At 64.7% G+C, this 19,344-nt stretch carries 21 protein-coding genes; 10 read left to right on the top strand and 11 right to left on the bottom strand.

Annotation, left to right across the window (positions count from 1 at the left end):
• Nucleotides 1-53 precede the first annotated feature (53 nt).
• Nucleotides 54-827 carry a transporter substrate-binding domain-containing protein gene (locus CK489_RS28015; RefSeq protein WP_095734526.1) on the top strand — a complete coding sequence of 258 codons (774 nt, stop codon included), beginning with the start codon at nt 54-56 and terminating at the stop codon, nt 825-827.
• Nucleotides 828-1,011: 184 nt separating this feature from the next.
• Nucleotides 1,012-1,770, top strand: a complete 759-nt coding sequence (locus CK489_RS28010) for a DUF2147 domain-containing protein (protein ID WP_095734525.1) — start codon at nt 1,012-1,014, stop codon at nt 1,768-1,770.
• 69 nt (nt 1,771-1,839) lie between these two features.
• Here CK489_RS28010 and CK489_RS28005 read toward each other — a convergent pair whose 3' ends face one another.
• Both CK489_RS28005 and CK489_RS28000 read right to left on the bottom strand, forming a co-directional pair.
• Nucleotides 1,840-2,244, bottom strand: a complete 405-nt coding sequence (locus CK489_RS28005) for a (R)-mandelonitrile lyase (RefSeq protein WP_029081862.1) — start codon at nt 2,242-2,244, stop codon at nt 1,840-1,842.
• A 23-nt stretch (nt 2,245-2,267) separates the two neighbouring features.
• Nucleotides 2,268-2,966 (bottom strand): ribonuclease activity regulator RraA, encoded by a 699-nt coding sequence (locus CK489_RS28000; RefSeq protein ID WP_095734524.1) that lies wholly within the window; start codon nt 2,964-2,966, stop codon nt 2,268-2,270.
• Between the two features lie 214 nt (nt 2,967-3,180).
• Here CK489_RS28000 and pxpB point away from each other — a divergent pair, with 214 nt between their 5' ends.
• The 4 genes from pxpB (at nt 3,181) to CK489_RS27980 (ending at nt 6,375) form a co-directional block, all read left to right on the top strand.
• A complete protein-coding gene (gene pxpB, locus CK489_RS27995; protein WP_050630762.1) occupies nt 3,181-3,912 on the top strand; it encodes a 5-oxoprolinase subunit PxpB in 732 nt (243 codons plus the stop codon).
• A complete protein-coding gene (locus CK489_RS27990) occupies nt 3,909-4,943 on the top strand; it encodes a 5-oxoprolinase subunit C family protein (RefSeq protein WP_095734523.1) in 1,035 nt (344 codons plus the stop codon). Before pxpB ends, CK489_RS27990 begins: the two co-directional genes overlap by 4 nt.
• 86 nt (nt 4,944-5,029) lie before the next feature.
• Nucleotides 5,030-5,803 carry a LamB/YcsF family protein gene (locus tag CK489_RS27985; RefSeq protein WP_095734522.1) on the top strand — a complete coding sequence of 258 codons (774 nt, stop codon included), beginning with the start codon at nt 5,030-5,032 and terminating at the stop codon, nt 5,801-5,803.
• Nucleotides 5,804-5,952: 149 nt separating this feature from the next.
• Complete coding sequence (locus tag CK489_RS27980; RefSeq protein WP_050630764.1) at nt 5,953-6,375, top strand: hypothetical protein; 423 nt, start codon at nt 5,953-5,955, stop codon at nt 6,373-6,375.
• Nucleotides 6,376-6,449: 74 nt separating this feature from the next.
• On the opposite strand, the gene CK489_RS27975 is transcribed toward CK489_RS27980, so the two are convergent.
• The 4 genes from CK489_RS27975 to CK489_RS27960 form a co-directional block, all read right to left on the bottom strand.
• Nucleotides 6,450-6,602, bottom strand: a complete 153-nt coding sequence (locus CK489_RS27975; protein WP_198961038.1) for a hypothetical protein — start codon at nt 6,600-6,602, stop codon at nt 6,450-6,452.
• 264 nt (nt 6,603-6,866) lie between these two features.
• Nucleotides 6,867-8,024, bottom strand: coding sequence for a CmpA/NrtA family ABC transporter substrate-binding protein (locus CK489_RS27970; RefSeq protein ID WP_095734520.1), 1,158 nt, complete (start codon nt 8,022-8,024; stop codon nt 6,867-6,869).
• The gene (locus CK489_RS27965; RefSeq protein ID WP_028332037.1) at nt 8,021-8,611 is read right to left on the bottom strand and encodes an ANTAR domain-containing response regulator; all 591 of its coding nucleotides are present in this window, start codon (nt 8,609-8,611) and stop codon (nt 8,021-8,023) included. The genes CK489_RS27970 and CK489_RS27965 overlap by 4 nt, the downstream gene beginning before the upstream one ends.
• A 169-nt stretch (nt 8,612-8,780) precedes the next feature.
• A complete protein-coding gene (locus CK489_RS27960) occupies nt 8,781-9,683 on the bottom strand; it encodes a hypothetical protein (protein WP_143278242.1) in 903 nt (300 codons plus the stop codon).
• A 195-nt stretch (nt 9,684-9,878) separates the two neighbouring features.
• Between CK489_RS27960 and rimO the strand changes: the two genes are divergently transcribed.
• Entirely contained in the window at nt 9,879-11,198 is a 1,320-nt protein-coding gene (gene rimO / locus CK489_RS27955) for a 30S ribosomal protein S12 methylthiotransferase RimO (protein ID WP_095734519.1), read from the top strand.
• 117 nt (nt 11,199-11,315) lie between these two features.
• Nucleotides 11,316-12,590 (top strand): tetratricopeptide repeat protein, encoded by a 1,275-nt coding sequence (locus CK489_RS27950; protein WP_158226511.1) that lies wholly within the window; start codon nt 11,316-11,318, stop codon nt 12,588-12,590.
• On the opposite strand, the gene CK489_RS27945 is transcribed toward CK489_RS27950, so the two are convergent.
• Nucleotides 12,575-12,886 (bottom strand): hypothetical protein, encoded by a 312-nt coding sequence (locus tag CK489_RS27945; RefSeq protein ID WP_095734517.1) that lies wholly within the window; start codon nt 12,884-12,886, stop codon nt 12,575-12,577. The genes CK489_RS27950 and CK489_RS27945 overlap by 16 nt on opposite strands.
• A gap of 310 nt (nt 12,887-13,196) precedes the next feature.
• Between CK489_RS27945 and CK489_RS27935 the strand changes: the two genes are divergently transcribed.
• The gene (locus CK489_RS27935) at nt 13,197-14,393 is read left to right on the top strand and encodes an acetylornithine transaminase (protein ID WP_095734515.1); all 1,197 of its coding nucleotides are present in this window, start codon (nt 13,197-13,199) and stop codon (nt 14,391-14,393) included.
• Between the two features lie 122 nt (nt 14,394-14,515).
• Here the strand turns inward: CK489_RS27935 and CK489_RS27930 are convergent, their stop codons facing one another.
• The 3 genes from CK489_RS27930 to pcsA form a co-directional block, all read right to left on the bottom strand.
• The gene (locus CK489_RS27930; RefSeq protein ID WP_050630772.1) at nt 14,516-15,490 is read right to left on the bottom strand and encodes a quinone oxidoreductase family protein; all 975 of its coding nucleotides are present in this window, start codon (nt 15,488-15,490) and stop codon (nt 14,516-14,518) included.
• 82 nt (nt 15,491-15,572) lie between these two features.
• Nucleotides 15,573-16,298, bottom strand: coding sequence for a TerC family protein (locus CK489_RS27925; protein ID WP_050630773.1), 726 nt, complete (start codon nt 16,296-16,298; stop codon nt 15,573-15,575).
• Nucleotides 16,295-17,023, bottom strand: a complete 729-nt coding sequence (gene pcsA, locus CK489_RS27920) for a phosphatidylcholine synthase (protein ID WP_095734514.1) — start codon at nt 17,021-17,023, stop codon at nt 16,295-16,297. Before pcsA ends, CK489_RS27925 begins: the two co-directional genes overlap by 4 nt.
• 132 nt (nt 17,024-17,155) lie before the next feature.
• On the opposite strand from pcsA, the gene CK489_RS27915 reads away from it, so the two are divergent.
• The gene (locus CK489_RS27915; protein ID WP_095734513.1) at nt 17,156-18,340 is read left to right on the top strand and encodes a UbiH/UbiF family hydroxylase; all 1,185 of its coding nucleotides are present in this window, start codon (nt 17,156-17,158) and stop codon (nt 18,338-18,340) included.
• Nucleotides 18,341-18,347: 7 nt separating this feature from the next.
• Here the strand turns inward: CK489_RS27915 and CK489_RS27910 are convergent, their stop codons facing one another.
• On the bottom strand, nt 18,348-19,301 hold the full coding sequence (locus CK489_RS27910; RefSeq protein WP_050630776.1) for an AEC family transporter: 954 nt from the start codon (nt 19,299-19,301) through the stop codon (nt 18,348-18,350).
• Nucleotides 19,302-19,344: the final 43 nt, after the last annotated feature.

Here is a 19,344-nt window from a genome sequence, read left to right as displayed (position 1 = left end):
TCTGGTCTAAATGCTCCACAACCACATGTCATCGGAATTGACGGAGAAATTTGATGTTTCGCGCGCTCGCCGGTCTCGCTCTCGTGTTGCTCGTGTCTGCCGCGCATGCGCAGCCGGCGCCATCGCGGCTCGACGAGATCGTCAAGCGCGGCACGCTGCGCGTCGGCATGACCGGCGACTATCTTCCCTTCACGGCACTCGACAAGGAGACCAAGACGTTTCGCGGCTTCGACGTCGACATGGCGCAATCGCTCGGCAAGGCGCTCGGCGTCAAGGTCGAGTTCGTGCCGACATCGTGGCCTCAAATGATGAAAGATTTCGAGGCCGACGATTTCGACATCGCGATGGGCGGCGTCTCCATCACCTACGATCGGCAGAAGAAGGGCCTGTTCTCGACGCCGATCATGCGCGAGGGCAAGACGCCGATCGCACGCTGCGCCGACAAGGCCAAGTTCGAGACGCTCGCCGAGATCGACAAGCCTGGCACCCGCGTCATCGTCAATCCCGGCGGTACCAACGAGCGCTTTGCGCGCGCCAATGTGAAGACCGCTGACATCCGCGTCTTCAACGACAACACCAGGATCTTCGACGAGATCGCCAAGGGCGACGCCGACCTGATGATGACCGACGCGTCCGAGACACGCTATCAGCAGAAGCTGCACCCCGGCGTGCTCTGCGCCGTGCATCCCGACAAGCCGTTCGACTTCGCGGAGAAGGCCTACTGGATGCAGCGCGACGTCGCGTTGAAGGCGTTCGTCGACCAGTGGCTTCACATCACGCGCGAAGACGGCAGCTACGCGAAGATCTACGCTGCGTGGTTCGAATAAACCTGCAACGTCAGACCGGCGTTCCCAAGAATTGATGGGCACGGACTGAAACCGAACCGCGATCCAATGCTTTGAACCTAAGCCGCGAGGACACGACTCATGTTCTGACCGTGATCTGGGACACGTTCAACGAGGCGGTGACCAGATAGCCTTGCGAACGGGATTCCCTGCACCGGAGGTCGAGATGAAGAAGCTTCTGGCGATCGCCACGCTCGTGCTGGCGAGCACGGCGACAGCGCAGGCCCAATACACATTCGATTACGGCGGCCGCACCATTCGCATCGATCCGGATCGTGGAACGGTTTCGATCCCCGGCGTCTATGACAACACCGGCCGCAGTTCCAAACGCGCCAAGCCCAGGGACGCCGAGCAGAAGCGCGAGACGGCGCCGAAGGACGCCAGGACGGATTCTCCGTCCACGCCCGTCACGCCACCCGCGGCCACTGCATCACCCTCACCGGCCGCGGTTGATCAGGCAGCTGCCCCGGCAGCGCCGCCGACAGCCGCAACGACCGCTCCGCCACCACCACCGGCGCCACCGGCTGTTCAGCAAAGCGCGGCGCCGGCGGCGAGTCCGATCCCGGCGCCAACGGTCGGCGCCGCCTCACCTGCACCGAAGCCTGCAGCGAACCCCGTGCAGGCAGCCAACTCGCCGCTCGGCGTCTGGTTGACTGAAGAAAAGGAAGGCAAGGTCCGCATCGAGCAATGCGGCGCCAATCTCTGCGGTTACTCGGTCGACAGGAAGTCGAACGCCAACGGCGAACAGGTTCTGATCAACATGAAGCCGGGCAAGGACAAGTGGAGCGGCCGCATCTTCGATCCGAACAGCGGCAGCACCTACGATTCCACCATCGCGCTGAAGAGCCCCGACACGCTGCGCGTGCAGGGCTGCGCGTTCGGCGGGATGTTCTGCGGCGGCCAGACATGGACGCGGGTGAATTGATTGCCTGCATCGGAAAAGTAAAAGCCCCGCTCACGAGCGGGGCTTTCTGACTTGGCCAGCAACGAGCGCTCAGCCGAGCTTGCCGTTGTATTCCTCGTCGGTGACGTGCTCCATCCAGGTCGAGAACACGCCGTCGAGTGCCTCCTGCATGGCGATGTGGGTCATGCTGTTGCCGGGCGAAGCGCCGTGCCAGTGCTTCTCGTTCGGCGGAATCCAGACGACGTCACCGGGCCGGATTTCACGGATCGGCCCGCCCTTGGCCTGCACGCGGCCGATGCCCGAGATCACGTAAAGCGTCTGCCCGAGCGGATGGGTGTGCCAGGCGGTGCGGGCACCGGGCTCGAACGACACCCGCGAGGCGTTCAGCCGGGCCGGCGCCGGGGCCATGTTGATCGGGTCCTGCAGCACGCTGCCGGTGAAGTTCTCCTTCGGCGCGCGGCGGGTCGGCCGCGAGCCGGAAACGTGGATATCCATGGGGTTACCTCCCTCTCTTGACGTTATTTCTTGGTTGCGGCGTAGCGCGCCTTGGTCTCGGCATTCATCGGATAAAGGCCGGGCAACTGGGCGCCGTTGTTCACCTCGTTGACGATCCAGGCTTCCATCCGTTCCTGCTCCGGCCCTTCGGCCAGCACGTGGTCGAGGAATGCCTGCGGGATCAGCACCGCGCCGTCCTGGTCCGCCACCACCACGTCGTTCGGAAACACGGCAACGCCGCCGCAGCCGATCGGTTCGCCCCAGCCGACGAAGGTCAGCCCTGCGACCGACGGCGGCGCAGCGTAGCCGTCGCACCAGACCGGCAGGCCGGTGCCGAGCACGCCCTCGAGGTCGCGCACCACGCCGTCGGTGATCAGCGCCGTCACCCCGCGCTTGACCATGCGCGCGCAGAGGATGTCGCCGAAAATGCCGGCATCGGTGATGCCCATGGCATCGACCACGGCAATGCAGCCCGCCGGCATCGCCTCGATCGCGGTACGGGTCGAGATCGGTGACGACCACGATTCCGGCGTCGCCAGGTCCTCGCGGGCCGGCACGAAGCGCAGTGTGAAGGCCGGTCCGACCAGCCGCTTCTGTCCGGGCTTCAACGGCTTGGTGCCGCGCATCCAGATGTTGCGCAGGCCCTTCTTGAGCAGGACCGTGGTGATGGTGGCGGTGGACACGTGCGACAGCGTCGCGATCGCCTCAGTGGACAGTGACATCTCGAGAGCTTGCTCCGATGGGAGGAAAAGACCGGCGCATGTTGCCGGGCAAAGGCCGTGCGTCAAGGGCTGCGCGAAAATGCTGCGATCAGCCAAATTTATCGCCGGCATGCCGATTAATTTATTGAAGTTGCTGCATCATTTTGCACGAAGCGAATTCCGTTTTGAATCGAAACACGCTAGCTTGATGGCCGACGAAGTCCGCTTGATCCAAATGGCCGAACCCTTAAGTCCTCCCCGCCTTTTGCCGAGTGGCGACAGCGCCATCACGGTGGAATTCAGCCGCACCATCGATGACGCCGCCAACCGGCGGGTGCTCGCGCTCGACCGCGTGATCGCAGCCGAGCCGATCGCCGGCATCACCGAGACCGTGCCGACCTACCGCTCGCTGCTGGTGCATTACGATCCCGTGCAGATCAGCTTCGACGCGCTCGGCGAGCAGCTGCTCGCGCGCGCCGCCAAGGCGCTGCCGACCGAGACCGGTGCGCGGCGCTGGCGGATTCCCGTCACCTATGGCGGCGAGCATGGCATCGATCTCGAGGACGTCGCTAAGAGCCTCAACACCACGCCCGACCAGATCGTGGCACGGCACGTCGCCGGTGACTATCGCGTCGCCATGATCGGCTTCACGCCCGGCTGGTCCTATCTCAGCGGGCTGGAGACATTCCTGCACATGCCCCGGCGCAAGGACCCCCGGCTGCTGACCCCGGCCGGAACCATCTCGATCGGCGGCATCCAGACCGGCGTGCAGTGCCTCGCCGGCCCGAGCGGCTGGCACCTGCTCGGCCGCACCCCGGTGCGAACCTATCAATTGCATCGCGATCCGACCTTCCTGCTGGAGCCGGGCGATGCCATCACCTTCACGGCGATCGACGCCAAGACCTTTGCCGAACAGGACCGCGCCGCCGAGGCCGGCGCGCTCGTCGCAGAACTGGTGACGCCATGAGCAAGCTCGTCGTCACCTCGATTGGCCCGGCGAGTTCGGTGCAGGACGGCGGCCGCCCGGGCTCGCAGCGCTATGGCCTGGTGCCGAGCGGCGCGATGGACCGTCTTTCGCTGGCTGCGGCGAACACGCTGGTCGGCAATGACCCGTTCGCCGCCGCGGTCGAAATCGGCCCGTTCGGCGCCGCTTTCACCGCACGCGGCGGCGCGGTGCGCGTCGGGCTCGCCGGAGCATCGCGCAATGCTGACATCGGCGGCCGGCCGGTCGCGTTCGACAGCTCGGCGACGCTCGCCGAGGGCGAGACGCTCAATCTCGGCTTCGCGCGCGGCGGCTCATTCAGCTATCTCGCGATCGAGCACGGCATCGAAGGCGAGCCGATGTTCGGCAGCCTCGCCGTCAACGCCCGCGCCGGGCTCGGCAGCCCCTACCCGCGCCCGCTGGAGAGCGGCGACGAATTGAAGACGCAGGTCGCCAGCGGCGCCGCCGAGCGCCGCATCGAATTGCCGGCCGCGACCGAAGCGCCGATCCGCATCGTGTTCGGCCCGCAGGACGACGAGTTCGCCGAGGACAACAAGAAGCTGTTCATCGACAGCGAGTGGAAGATCTCGGCCACCAGCGACCGCATGGGCTACCGTCTCGAAGGCCCGGTCATCAAACACCTCGACGGCCACAACATCGTCTCCGACGGCACCGTGACCGGCAGCATCCAGGTGCCCGGCAACGGCCAGCCGATCGTGCTGATGCCGGACCGCGGCACCAGCGGCGGCTATCCGAAGATCGCGACCGTGATCACGGCGGATTTCGGTCGCTTCGCGCAGATCTCGGCCGGCCGGCCGTTCCGCTTCAAGGCGGTGACGATGGCGGAAGCGCAGGCCGAGGCGATCAAGTTCCACGCGCTGCTGCGTTCGCTGCCCGACCGCCTCCGCGGCATCGAGGATCTTGGCCTCAACATCGAAGCGCTGCGGGATGCGAATGTCGCAGGCCAGGCGGTCAGCGCCGTCGATGTGTCGACCTGGCAAGTCGCGCTACCCTAGAGCATGATCCGGAAAGGTGCGGAGCGGTTTTCCGACAAGATCATGCTCAAACAAGAGAGCCACCAACAACAAACGGATCGATCGTCATGACCAAAACTGTCGACCTCAATTGCGATCTCGGTGAAAGCTTCGGCCCCTGGGAAATGGGCAATGATGCGGCGATGATCGAGCTTGCGACCTCGGTCAACGTCGCCTGCGGTTTTCATGCCGGCGATGCCGACATCATGCGCAAGACGGTCGAGCTCGCGAAGGCGCGCGGCGTCAGCGTCGGCGCCCATCCCGGCTATCGCGACCTGCATGGTTTCGGCCGCCGTCCGATGCCGGGGCTGACATCCTCGGAGATCGAGAACCTGATCGCCTACCAGATCGGCGCCTTGCAGGCGATCGCAACCGCGGCCGGCCACAAGGTCACCCATGTCAAGGCGCATGGCGCGATTTCCAATGTCGCCTGCGAGGACGACATGACCGCGCGGGCGATCGCCAATGCGATCAAGGCCGTCGATCCGAGCCTCGTGTTCGTGGTGCTCGCAAACTCGAAGCTGGTGCGCGCCGGCGAAGCCGCCAACTTACGGATGGCGCATGAGGTGTTTGCCGACCGGGCCTATGAGGATGACGGCAACCTGGTGTCGCGCAAGAAGCCCGGCGCGGTGCTGCACGATCCCAAGGCGATCGCCGAGCGTGTGGTGCGGATGGTGCAGGATGGCGCGGTCGTCTCGGTGACCGGCAAGGTGATCAAGATGCAGACCGATACCGTCTGCATCCATGGCGACACGCATGGCGCGGTCGAGATCGCGCGCGATCTGCGCGCAGCGTTGAAGCAGGCAGGCATCGCGGTTGCGCCATTCAACACCGCGCAGTGAGCCGCGAAGCATCTATCAGCAAGGGCCGGCCGCCGCGCCGGCCCTTTTAGATTCCGTTAAGAGTCTTCTTAAACCCAAACTTGCCGTTTGATTGCTAGGTGCAGCTTCCGAGCCTTTGATTGTCCTCTCAGGAAATTGGGTACCAAAGCATGTTCCGCACCAGCCTCTTCCTCGCAATATCAGCGGTTGCCACGGCCGCTTTCACCAGTGCGGCCTCCGCCGGCTGCTACAGCTGCTATACGCCGCCGCCCCAGCCCTGCACGACCTGCTATCAGGTGCAGACGGTGCCGCCGCAGTACCGCACGGTGCAGGAAACCGTGATGGTGGCGCCGGGCCACGTCGTCGCGCATCGCACGCCGGCGCAGTATCGTACCGTGATGGTGCCGAAGACGGTGATGGTCGCGCCCGAAGGCGTCGCCTATGAGCGCATCCCGCCGCAATACGCCACCCAGGAACGCACCCAGATGGTCTCACCGGGCTATTCCTACTACGCACCGGTTCAGCAGACCTGCAACACCTGCGGCGGTCGCGGGTACGGGTACGGCTATGGATACGGTTACGGCCACTACTGAGCGATCCGCATCCAGCCAATACAAAGCCGCCGCCTGATCGCATCAGACGGCGGCTTTTGAATTTTGAGAAGCTTTCAGAACGGGTGGACGGACAGCGTGCCGAACACGATCGCCGCGATCACGGCAAAGGCGCTGTAGAGCGCAGCCGTGTGAACTCCAGCTCCGGACTTCCTTGAAACCTGTCGCGCGTAAAAGTGCAGGCGGGCCTCCGCCGATAGCTCGCGCATGGTCGATCTCCAACGCCCCATTCTCGGGCATATGGAATATCGTTCGCGCCGCAATTCAAGCGGGTGGCAAAAATAGCGACGCCTCACCCGCCAGGAACCCGGTTCCCGGAGGATTTTTCTTCCTCACGGGTTCGCCCGAGAATCTTATTCGTTGCAATTCGAGGCGTCGGGAACCCGCGCCAGTCCCGCGGCAACTGAAAATCTTGAAAACAACCCCATGCAAAGGAGCCGGACGCCCCGATGGCGTCGGCAGCCGCGCCGCATTCAGGGCTTCCAGCGGCCGATCCTGAACGCCGCCAGATGGCCCGGGATGTCGGCCGGATCGAACGGCGGACCGGCGAACGCGCCGATGGCGCTGGAGGCGCCCGCCGGGCGTCCGGATGCGGCGTCGTAGAGGTCGGGCCTGAACACGGCCATTGCGGCCTTCAGCGCCTCCGGCCGGTACGGCGTCTGGCCCCAGCGCACCATCTGCGCATAGAGCCAGGCCGCCTGCGCCGGATCAGGCCGCGCCGCCGCCTCGCGCCCCACCAGCAGATAGCGATTGCTTTCGCGCATGGTGCCGTCGGGCGAGATCTTCAATCGTCCATCGAGCGTGCGCTGGATGACGCTGGCGTCGACGCCGAGCCGCTCAGGTGAGCTGAGGATGCGGGCGACCTCGCCCCGGTTCTCCGGTTGCTCGATGAATTCAGCGGCGCGCAGATGCGCGCGTACCAGTGAGGCGACAACGCCGGGATTCTTCTCCGACCAGCCCTGCCGCACCGCCAGCACCTTCTCCACCGCGCTGAGCAGGATGTCGGAGACGAAATGCAGGATGTGGCCGATGCCGAGATCGACCGCGATCGAATTCCAGGGCGCGCCGACGCAGAACGCATCGACGTGGCCGCTGGCGAGACTGTCCACCATGTAGGGCGGCGGCAGCACCACGAGCTGGACGTCCTCATCGGGATCGACGCCGCCGGCGGCCATCCAGAACCGCAATTGATAATTGTGGGTGGAGAACGGGAAGGTCATGCCGAAGGTCAGCGGCTCGGCGCCGCTCTTGCGCCGCTTCGCAACCACACGGGCCAGCGCCTGCGCGGTCGCCATCGGGTCGAAGCGGTCGCCGTCGATCTCCTGCATCAGCGCGGCATGCAGCGCCGGCGACACCGTGATGGCGTTGCCGTTGAGCCCGAGATTGAACGGCGCTGTGATCGGCACCTTGACGTGGCCAAGCCCGAGGCTGGAGGCGATCGCGACCGGCGCCAGCAGATGGGCGGCATCGAACAGGCCGATATTGAGCTTGTCGCGGACGTTCGACCACGACACTTCGCGCACCAGGGCGACGTCGAGGCCTTCGGCTGTGGCAAATCCCTTGTCGACAGCGACGATCAGGGCGGCTGCGTCCACCAGCGGAATGAACCCGACGTGCAAGGGTGTGGTCATTTCAAGAGCTCCGACGCCGTCAGGATCGATTGCGCGATCTCTCCGATCTTCTTCTTCTCGCGCATCGCGGTCGAGCGCATCAGCACATAGGCCTCTTCCTCGGTCAGCCCCTTCACCTTCATCAGGATGCCCTTGGCGCGGTCGATCACCTTGCGCTCCTCCAGCGCGTGCTTGGTGCGGTCGAGCTCGTCCTGCAATTTGGCGAAAGCATTGAAGCGGGACACGCAGAGATCGAGGATCGGCTTCATGCGCTCCTTCTTGAGGCCGTCGACGATATAGGCGGAGACGCCCGCCTCCACTGACGCCTGGATCGATGCGGCGTCGCTCTGGTCGACGAACATCGCGATCGGCCGGCGCACGGCACGGCTGACCTGGAACATCTGCTCCAGCACGTCGCGGCTGGGGTTCTCGAGGTCGATGACGATGATCTCGGGATCGAGCGCGTAGATCCGCGACAGCAGGCTCTGCATCTCGCTGATATGGACCACGTCCGTATAACCGGCTTCCCGCAGCCCCTCCTCCAGGATGGCCGCCCGGATCGGGCTTTCGTCGACAATGACGATCTTGGGAGACGATTCAGCGCTCATCGGCAACTCTTAACCCGGCAAGATGCATCCATATCACGCCAAATGGCCCGGCAAAGGGTTGTATTTGTCGGCAATTGGGACTAGCTCCTGCCCATCAATCAGGCAGATTTGGCAAGATATGCAAGAGGTCGCCGCGCCGAACGCGGCTGTCGTCTGGACGATCATCTCGTCAATTGCGGCGCGGGCCAGGAATCTTGCTGACCGCGACCGGTATGCCGCGCTCCCATGCCCAGAGTTGAACGTAGTCTTCCTCTGCTTCGAAGATCATTTCCCGCACCACCATCTCATCGATTCCATCGCCGTCGAGATCGCCGGTGGCGAGCAGATAGAAGTAGTCTGAATTCTCACCACTCGACGATGATTCACGGGCGGCAAGGTGGAAGGGCTTCAACGCTCCGTTGACTCGCGTGAACAAACCCCAAGCCTCGTAGCCGACATAGTCGTCGGTCTTGCCGGGGTTGGTCTCGACCCGCCAGTTGATCGACCAGATGTGCTCCTTGTGCCCGGGCGTCCTCAGCGCAGCGTCGAACTCCTGCACCAATGCAACGGCAAGATTCTGTCCAACAACCAGGCGCGGACTGCCAAGCCGCTGCGAGGTGATGAACTGCGCAATCTCGCGCTCCGAAAGCACAGCCACCAGTTCCTGTGTCATCACCTGATCGTTCGGATCGGTGCGGCTCTCTGATTTTGGAATGAAGCGCTTCCGCCAGGCGACTGGGGTCAGTTTGACCGGAGTCGGCAAACCACCTTTCAAGAGCCGGACCGTCGAGTCGTTGCTGAGGTAGGAAAACGACGCAAACACGCCTTTCGCAGGATCAGGTACCGACTTGTCAGGCACGAAGGTGACACGCCATCCCTGCAATCGCGCTGCGAGTTGCGGCGACGGCAGCTGTACCCAGGGACGTGCGTGCGCTTGCTGACCGACCGCCGGCTTCGCGTCCGCTGGTCCAGGGGCCGGTGGTGTGACCGGCCGGTGATAGCCCGGAGGATCAGGAAACGGACTCGGCACTTCACCCGCGGCCGTCGAAGCCAGCGGGAGTGTCCACCCAGCGCAGGCGAATAGAGCGGCCATGGCACTGCTCGAAACGCTTCGACAGGAACGAACTTTCATCGGTCAGGAAACTTTCAGCTCTTAGGCACTGGTTTCATTCGATAATTACGAGCGTTATTTTGTCCTTTGTGGAAGCCAAGGGATTGAATTGCGCTATCCGATCAACTAGTTAGATGGCCATATCCGAACAGTTCAGATCAGGCTCCAGGCGACCACATGGAAAGAGCGCCCCATATCTCGTTCGTCAGTCTCGGCTGCCCCAAGGCGCTGGTCGATTCCGAGCGCATCATCACCCGGCTGCGCGCGGAAGGCTATGAGCTCGCGCGCAAGCATGACGGGGCTGACATCGTCATCGTCAACACCTGCGGCTTCCTCGACAGCGCCAAGCAGGAATCGCTCGCGGCGATTGGCGAAGCCATGGCCGAGAACGGCAAGGTGATCGTCACCGGGTGCATGGGCGCCGAACCGGAGCAGATCGAGGCTGCCTATCCCGGCGTGCTGTCGATCACCGGGCCGCAGCAATATGAGAGCGTGCTGGATGCCGTGCATCGCGCGCTGCCGCCGGCGCACAATCCGCACCTCGACCTGGTGCCGCCGCAGGGCGTCAAGCTGACGCCCCGGCACTACGCGTACTTGAAGATTTCCGAAGGCTGCAACAACCGTTGCAGCTTCTGCATCATTCCGAAGCTGCGCGGCGACCTGGTGTCGCGGCCGGCCAATGACGTGCTGCGCGAGGCCGAAAAGCTGGTGAAGGCCGGCGTCAAGGAATTGCTTGTCATCTCGCAGGACACCTCGGCCTATGGCGTCGACCTGAAATATGCCGAGAGCCCGTGGCAGGATCGCAGCGTCCGCGCGAAATTCTTCGACCTCGCGAAGGAGCTCGGCGAGCTCGGCGCCTGGGTGCGGCTGCAATATGTCTACCCCTACCCGCATGTCGACGAGGTCATCGGCCTGATGACCGAGGGCAAGGTGCTGCCCTACCTCGACATCCCATTCCAGCATGCGAGCCCCGACGTGCTGCGCGCGATGAAGCGCCCGGCCGCACAGGAGAAGACGCTGGCGCGGATCCAGAAGTGGCGCGAACAATGCCCGGAGCTGACGCTGCGCTCGACCTTCATCGTCGGCTTCCCTGGCGAGACCGATGCTGATTTCGCCTATCTGCTCGACTGGCTCGATGAAGCCGGGATCGATCGCCTCGGCTGCTTCAAATACGAGCCGGTCGCCGGCGCCACCTCGAATGCAATTCCCAATGCGGTGCCCGACGAGGTCAAGCAGGAGCGCTGGAATGCGCTGATGGCACGGCAGCAGAAAATTTCCGCGCGCCGCCTGAAGCGCAAGGTCGGCACCCGCCAGCAGGTGATCATCGACGAGGTCGGCCCGACCGTGGCCAAGGGTCGGTCAAAGGCCGATGCCCCGGAGATCGACGGCGCCGTCTATCTCACCAGCCGCCGCCCGCTCAAGATCGGCGAGATCGTCACCGCCAAGATCGAGCGTTCCGACGAATACGACCTGCACGGCAGCGTCGCGGGATTCTAGCTCCGGTCTTTATTTCAAGGCGTTCCGCGGATGCAGAACGGCGTCCGCTCTTGTGAACCCGGCCGCGGTCTGGGCTCACAAAGCTATGGCGGCCATCGGGTCGCATGGAGCCTGGTCTTGCGGCAATCACGGAAGCGACTGCTGGTGCGCGGCCGGTTGGCCGTGGCCGTCCTCATCCAACTCGTGCCGGCGCTCGCCGCCACGGCTGCGCTCGCCGCGCCGCAGCCGTCCTCCGAAGCCACGGCCCAGACCTGGTGCTTCGGCAAGCAGGACCCGGCGCAACGCATCGGCGGCTGCAGCTTTCTCCTTGCCTTGCGAAAACTGCGCGACAAGCAACGCGCCGGCGTCTTCCTCAATCGTGGCGGCGCCTATCTCGAAAGCAACGATCTCGATCGCGCGATCGCCGACTTCACGGAAGTGATCAAGTACGAGCCGATGCGTGGCAAGGGACTGGCCAATCGCGGCGAGGCCTATCGCCGCAAGGGCGATATCGTTGCGGCCATCGCCGATCTCGATCAGGCCATTGCGCTTGATCCTCGGGATGAGATCGCTCGGTACAACCGCGGTATCGCCCACAGCGACCGTGGTGAACCGCGTCTCGCCATCGCGGATTACAATGAGGCCATCCGCCTCAGGCCTGGAGATGCCTGGTACTACAACAATCGCGGCAACTCCTACATCGACGCCAAGGAGCCGGATCGTGCAATGGCCGACTATGATCACGCCATCCGTCTCGATCCAAAGTTCGCGCTCGCCTATTACAATCGCGGCAATGCCTGGCGCGGCCGCAACGATCTTGAACGCGCGCTGGCCGACTACGATACGTCGCTGCGGCTGGATCCTCGCTATGCGGCGGCCTACGGCAACCGTGCCCGGGTGTTTCGCGATCGCGGCGATGTCGATCGGGCGCTGGCCGATTTCGATCAATCGCTGCGGCTCGATTTGGCCGGCTACCGCGACTACTACGCGCGCGGCAACCTCTATCTTGAACGGCAGGACTACACCCGGGCATTCGACGACTTCAGCAACGCGGTCAAGTTCAACACGAAATACGCGGCCGCGTTCAATGCGCGCTGCCTGACGCGGGTGATCCTGGGCCAGGCGCAGCAGGCGCTCGCGGATTGCGAGCAGTCGCTGCAATGGAATCCGGACGATCCCTACACGCTGGACAGCCGTGGCATCTGTCGCCTCAAGCTCGGCGAGCTTGACGCTGCGATTGCGGATTTTGACGCTGCCTTGAAGATCAACCCGAAGCTTGCAAGTTCGCTCTATGGCCGCGGCGTCGCGCTGCGGAAGAAGGGCGACGGCGACGCGGCGCAAGCCGAAATCGCCGCCGCCCAGGCGATTCAGTCCGACATCACAAAGGAATTCGCGCGCTACGGCATCGAATGACGCGCGGCCGGCGTGGGGGCTGCGAGTGCCGGATCGAGCGTCCGCAGCACGCGATGAATACGGACCGAGCTGCCGATTCCTGCATTGCGCACATAGGCATCGACGACCTCTTCGCTCTCGACCACGACGAGGCCGAACAGCTTGCGATCGTCGGTCGCGTAGGTGCACAGCCAGTGCATCTTGCCCTGCGTCGCAACGATGGCGTCCAGCGCAATCCGCGCATGACGCGCCGCTTGCGCGTCATCAGTCACATCGAAATTGGCCGGAAGATCTCGTTCGATCAGCAGCTTGATCACAGCGCCACCTCCAGGATTGCCTCGTCGCAGCCTAACACGCTCCGCGAGCCGATTGCGTGCGATATCACCTCCCGCTTGACACCGCCGCCCTTTCGGCTGTATGGCCCTGCGCCATGAAGCTGAACCGGACCCACCGCCGCGCCATCAACCGTCGTCGCACCCGCGACGATGCTGGGCTGCGCCGTGTCCGACGCCATCGCTGATTAGCTGATATCAGCCAGGGTTTTCGAGAAGGCCGCGCCCCAAAGCGCGGCCTTCTTGCTTTTCGGCCCGCCCTTTTTCCCAACGACTGACCCCAGAGGAGATCGATATGACCAACGCTAGCCCTCCGTTCGACGCGCTAATGGACATCACCGCCCGCCCGGAGGTCGTGTTCGTGCGCGGTGCCGGCTCGTACCTCTGGGACGCCAACCGCAACCGCTATCTCGATTTCGTGCAGGGCTGGGCCGTGAATCCGCTCGGCCATTCGCCGGTCATCGTGGCCGACGCACTGGCCGCGCAGGCCCGGCGGCTGCTGACGCCGAGCCCGGCCTTCTACAACGAGCAGAGCCTGAAACTGGCGAAGCTGTTGGTCGACAGCAGCTGCTTCGACCAGGTGTTCTTCGCCAATTCCGGCGCGGAGGCCAATGAAGGCGCGATCAAGCTCGCGCGGAAATTCGGCGCCAAGTACAAGAACGGAGCGCACGAGATCATCACCTTCGAAGGCGGCTTCCACGGCCGGACGCTCGCGACCATGTCGGCCTCGGGCAAGAAGGCATTCGAGCCGCTGTTCGAGCCGAAGGTGTCGGGCTTCCGGAAGGCGTGGCTGAACGACATCGACTCGGTGCGGAAGTTGATCTCCCCGTCGACGGTCGCGGTCATGCTCGAGCCGATCCAGGGTGAAGCCGGTGTGTGGCCCGCCACGGATGAATTCCTGCGGGAGTTGCGCGCGCTGACCCAGCAGCGCGGCCTGCTCTTGATCGTCGACGAGATCCAGACCGGCATGGGCCGGACCGGAAAATTGTTCGGCTATGAGCACGCCGCGATCGAGCCCGACATCATGACGCTCGGCAAGGGCATCGGCGGCGGCGTGCCGCTCGCAGCGCTGCTCGCGACCGAGCATGCCTCGTGCTTCGATCACGGCGATCAGGGCGGCACCTTCAACGGCAATCCGCTGATGTGCGCCGCGGGCATTGTCGTGCTCGATCAGATCGGCAAGCCCGATTTCCTGAAATCGGTCACCGACACCGGGCTGCTGCTCGAGCGCGAATTGCAGCGGCTGTCGGCACGGCACGGGCTCGGCGAGATCAGGGGCCGCGGCCTCCTGCTCGCGCTCGACCTCAAGATGCCGATCGGCGCGGCCGTGGTCGCCGAGGCGTTCGCGGCCGGCGTGCTGGTCAACTCGCCGCAGCCCGACACGCTGCGCTTCATGCCGGCGCTCAACGTGACGCGGGAAGAGATCTCCGCTGTCATTGACTGCCTTGATACCGTGCTGACCAAGGTCGGCGCGGCAAGACGGGTGGCGTAAGGCCAGACCTCGTCGTTCCGGGGCATCGCAACAGCGATGAACCCGGAACCTCGAGATTCCCCGGTGCGCAATTGCGCACCTGAGGTTCGATGCTAACGCATCGCCCCGGAATGACGATCTACCTACGGCCGCAAGATCGCCGCGCCGGTGGTCGCCCGGCTCTCCAGGTCGATATGCGCCTTGGCCGCATCCTTCAGCGCATAGGCGTGGTTGATCGGCACGTGCAGCTTGCCGTTGATCACGGCGGCGAACAGCGTGTCGGCGCCTTCGAGCAGTTCCTTGCGGGTGCCGACATAGTCGTTGAGCTTGGGCCGCGTCGCGAACAGCGAGCCGTGGTTGTTGAGCTCGGCGAGCGGGAACGGCGGCACCGGACCCGAGGCGTTGCCGAACGAGACGAACAGGCCGCGCGGCCTGAGGCACGACAGCGATCCCGGGAAGGTGGTCTTGCCGACGCCGTCATAGACCACGTCGCAGAGCTCGCCGCGGCTGATCTGCTTGACGCGTTCGACGAAGTTCTCCTCGTTGTAGAGGATGACGTGGTCGCAACCATTGGCGAGCGCGAGATCGGCCTTCGCCTTCGAGCCCACGGTGCCGATGACATGCGCGCCGAGCGCGCGCGCCCATTGGCAGGCGAGCAGTCCGATGCCGCCGGCCGCGGCGTGGATCAGCACGCGATGGCCCTGCTCGACCTTGAAGGTCTTGTGCAAGAGGTACCAGACCGTGAGCCCCTTGAGCATCAGCACAGCGCCCTGCTCGTAGGTGATGTGGTCGGGCAGTTTAACCAGTTTGTCCGCCGGGATGACGCGCTCGGAGGCGTAACCGCCGAGGTTGTAGTAGTAGGCGACGCGATCGCCGGGGTGGAAATTGGTCACCCCCGGACCGACCGCCAAAACCTCGCCCGCGGCCTCGTTGCCGGCGATGAACGGCAGGCCGGGCGCCTTGTAGAGGCCGGTGCGGAAATAGACGTCGATGAAGTTCAGCCCGACCGCATGCTGGCGGATCCGGACCTCGCCGTTCCCCGGCGCGCCGACCTCGACATCCTCATAGGTCAGGACCTCCGGGCCCCCCACCTTGTGCACGCGCACAGCCTTGGTCATGTCGGTCGCTCCCCTCAAATACTGACTTGCCCGAGCGAATGCCATCGGCGCCGCCTTGTCAACCAAGCGGCCCGGAACCGGGCTAGCCTGCCACCTTCTTGCGGTTGCGCTTGGCCATGACGTTGAACGCCTCGACCGCGGCCGAGAACGCGATCGCGAAATAGATGTAGCCGCGCGGGATGTGGAATTGGAATCCGTCGGCCACCAGCGCGACGCCGATCAGGACCAGGAACGCCAGTGCCAGCATCTTGGTGGTCGGATGCTCTGCGACGAACCGCGCCACCGGTCCCGACGAGATGTACATGATGATGCACGCGATCACGACAGCCGCGATCATGATCTCGATGTCCTGCGCCATGCCGATCGCGGTGATGATCGAATCCAGCGAGAACACCAGGTCAATGATGATGATCTGCACGATCACCCAGAAGAACGCGTTGGGGCTCGGCTTGTCGTTTTCCTCGACGTCACGCGCCTCGACCTCGGCGTGGATCTCGTGGGTCGCTTTCGCGATCAGGAAGAGGCCGCCGCCGATCAGGATGATATCGCGCCACGACAGCGCGACACTCGAGATGGTGATCACAGGCTGCGTCAGCCCGATCAGCCAGACCAGGACGCTGAGCAGGATGATGCGGAACACCAGCGCCAGCAGCAAACCGATCTGCCGCGCGCGGTTGGCCTGCGGTTGCGGAATCCGCGAAACCAGCACCGACAGGAAGATCACGTTGTCGATGCCGAGCACGATCTCGAGCGCGGTCAGGGTCAACAGCGCCGCCCAGGCTTCCGGGCTGGTAATCAATTGCATCATGCTCTGAAGGCTTTCATCCGGCGGATCACGGTATCACTGCCGACGATGTAGACGGCGATGGCGCAGAGACCGAAGGTGATCGAGGGACCGACCACGAAATCGTTGGCGAGGGTATAGGCGCCGAGCAGCGCCCAGGCGGCGAGCAGCCACAGCGTCAGCCAGCGCAGCCGCACCACCCGGAACGGGTGCAGCACGTGGAACGGCGCAAAGGTCAGCGCGATCAGCAGCGCGACCACGACCGTCGACAGCACCGGCGGCAGATGCAGCAGGAACAGGTAGAACGCCGCCGCATTCCACAGCGCCGGGAAGCCGCGGAAATGGTTGTCGTCGGCCTTCATGCGGCGGTCGGCGAAATAAAGCGCGCTGGAGACCACGATGCCGATGCCGAGGATCGGCGCCGCCAGCGGCAGCAGCATGCCGCTCGCGGTGATCGCATAGGCCGGCACGAACACGTAGGTGACGAAATCAACCACCAGGTCGAGCACCTCGCCCGACCAGTTCGGCTGCAGCCGCACCACGTCGAGCCGGCGCGCCAGCGGGCCGTCGATCCCGTCGATGATCAGCGCGAGCCCGAGCCAGGCGAACATGTTGGCCCAGTGCTCGCGCACGGCCTCCAGCATCGCCAGCAGCGCGACCCCGGCGCCGAGCGCCGTGAAAATATGAACGGAGAATGCGGCGGTCCGCATCCGTTCTGGCAGCGCATCCGGCTGGCTCGAGTGCTCCATCGGCCGAGTGCTATCAGGAATCGGCCCACTTTGCATATGCAGTCTTGCGGCGTTCGGCCGCGCAAATCGTTGGAAACTTTCAGTGGTTACCGATGGCTTGAAAATTGGCCCAAGCATGTCAAATGTCCTGATATGACCGACAGCTCGCTGGATTATGACGTTATCGTAATAGGCGGTGGTCCGGCCGGATTGACGGCTGCGATCGCCCTTGCCGACGCCGGCGCGCGGACCGCGCTGCTGGCGCGGCGCACGCCCTATGCCGACAACCGCACCACCGCGCTGCTCGGCGCCTCGACCGAGATCCTGGAGCGGCTCGACGTCTGGCGACGCTGCAGCGACAAGGCGGCCGCGCTCAAGACCATGCGCCTCGTCGACGACACCGGCCGCCTGATCCGCGCACCGGAAGTGCGATTCAATTCCGACGAGATCGGCCGCGAGCAGTTCGGCTTCAACATCGACAATCGCGCGCTGGTCGCAGCGCTCGAGGACCGCGCCGGCGAGATCGCCGCGCTGACGCGGTTCGACGACGAGGCCGCCTCGGTGCAGCCGGATGATGCAGGCGTCACCGTGGTGACGCGGCAGGGCCAGTCGCTGCGGGCCCGGCTCGTGGTCGGTGCCGACGGGCGCAATTCATTGTCCCGCGAGGCCGCCGGCATCGAGGTGACGAGCCGCGCGCTCGGGCAGTCCGCCCTCACCTTCAACATCAGCCACAGCCGCCCGCACCGGAACATCTCGACCGAGTTTCACACCGAGCATGGCCCCTGCGTGTTCGTGCCGCTCAGCGGCAACCGCAGCAGCGTGGTCTGGGTTTCGACACCCAAGGAGGCCGAACGGCTGACGGCGCTCAGCGACGACGAATTGTCTGAAGCGGCCGAGCGGCAATCGCATTCGATTCTCGGCCGCGTCGAGGTCCAGGGCGGCCGCCACGTGTTTCCGCTCGCGATCGAACGGCCCCGGCAGTTCGCCAGGGACCGGATCGCGCTAGTCGGGGAATCCGCCCATGTGCTGCCGCCGATCGGCGCGCAGGGCCTCAACATGGGGCTGCGCGATGCCGCCGATATCGCCGAGATCACGGGCCAGGCGATCGGCCGCGGCGAGGATCCCGGCGCGCCAAACGTGCTGGCGCGCTATCAGGCCGCGCGGCGCCCCGATGTGGCCAGCCGGACCTGGGCGATCGACATCGCCAACCGCTCGCTGCTGAGCGATTTCCTCGGCGTGCAGACCGCGCGCGCCGCTGGCCTGCATGTGCTCGGCGCGTTCGGCCCGCTGCGGCGGCTGGCGATGCGCGAGGGCCTCGCGCCGTCATGGCGGCGGTAGTGTTCGCTTAGGGAAATACCAGCCGCCCGCTCTGAATGAACCACATCACGCTGGTCAGCGTGACCACCGAGGCGAAGGTGCCGATCAGCACCGCGACCGATGCCGGTTCGATCCAGGTGTCGTTCTGCCGCGCGATCACGAACACGTTGAGCGCCGGCGGCAGCGAGGCCATCAGCACCGCGGTCGCCGCCCAGGGCTGGGCGAACGGACCGAACAGCAGCATCAGTCCGAATGCCAGCAGCGGATGGATCAGCAGCTTGATCGCAACCACGCCCGGCACCTCCCACGGCACCCGCTCGAACGGCCGCAGCGCCACGGTGACGCCGAGCGCGAACAGTGCCATGGGCGCCGCGGCGTTCTGCAGGAACTGGATGGTGCGGTCGAGCGCCGTCGGAATCGGAACGTGAAACGCGGCGACCAGCGCGCCAAACACCGCCGACATGATCAGCGGGTTCTGCACGATCTGCTTGAGCACCACGCCGAATGCGTGCAGCAGCGAGGGATGGTCGCGGTCGGTGAGCTCGATCAGCAGCGGCACGATCGAGAACAGGAAGATGCTGTCGCAGCAGAAAATCAGCGCGGTCGGCGCCGCCGCCTTGGCGCCGAGCACGGCAAGCGCAAGGCCCGGACCCATATAGCCGATATTGCCGTAGGCGCCCGACAGCCCCGCAAGCGTCGCCTCGCGCAACGACAGGCGGCCCATCAGCTTGCCTGCGAGCATCGCCAGGAAGAACGCGATCACGGTTCCAAGCGTGGTGGCGATCAGGAATGGCGGGTTGTTCAGCTCCGCAAACGGGGTCTTGGACATGATCCCGAACAGCAGCGCTGGCAACGAAACGTAAAGCAGGAAGAAATTCATCCAGGCGAGCCCGCTCTCGGGCAAACCCTTGGCTTTTCCGCATGCGTAGCCGATGAAGATCAAGCCGAAATACGGCAACGCCAGATTGAGGATATCGATCATTCTGAAAGTAGTTTCTCGGCCGGTTTTCGGGTCGTTTTTGCAG

The organism is Bradyrhizobium sp. UFLA03-84, from assembly GCF_002289535.1.
GTDB classification, from domain to species: Bacteria; Pseudomonadota; Alphaproteobacteria; order Rhizobiales; family Xanthobacteraceae; genus Bradyrhizobium; species Bradyrhizobium viridifuturi.
This window is presented reverse-complemented; position numbering and strand designations above follow the sequence as displayed.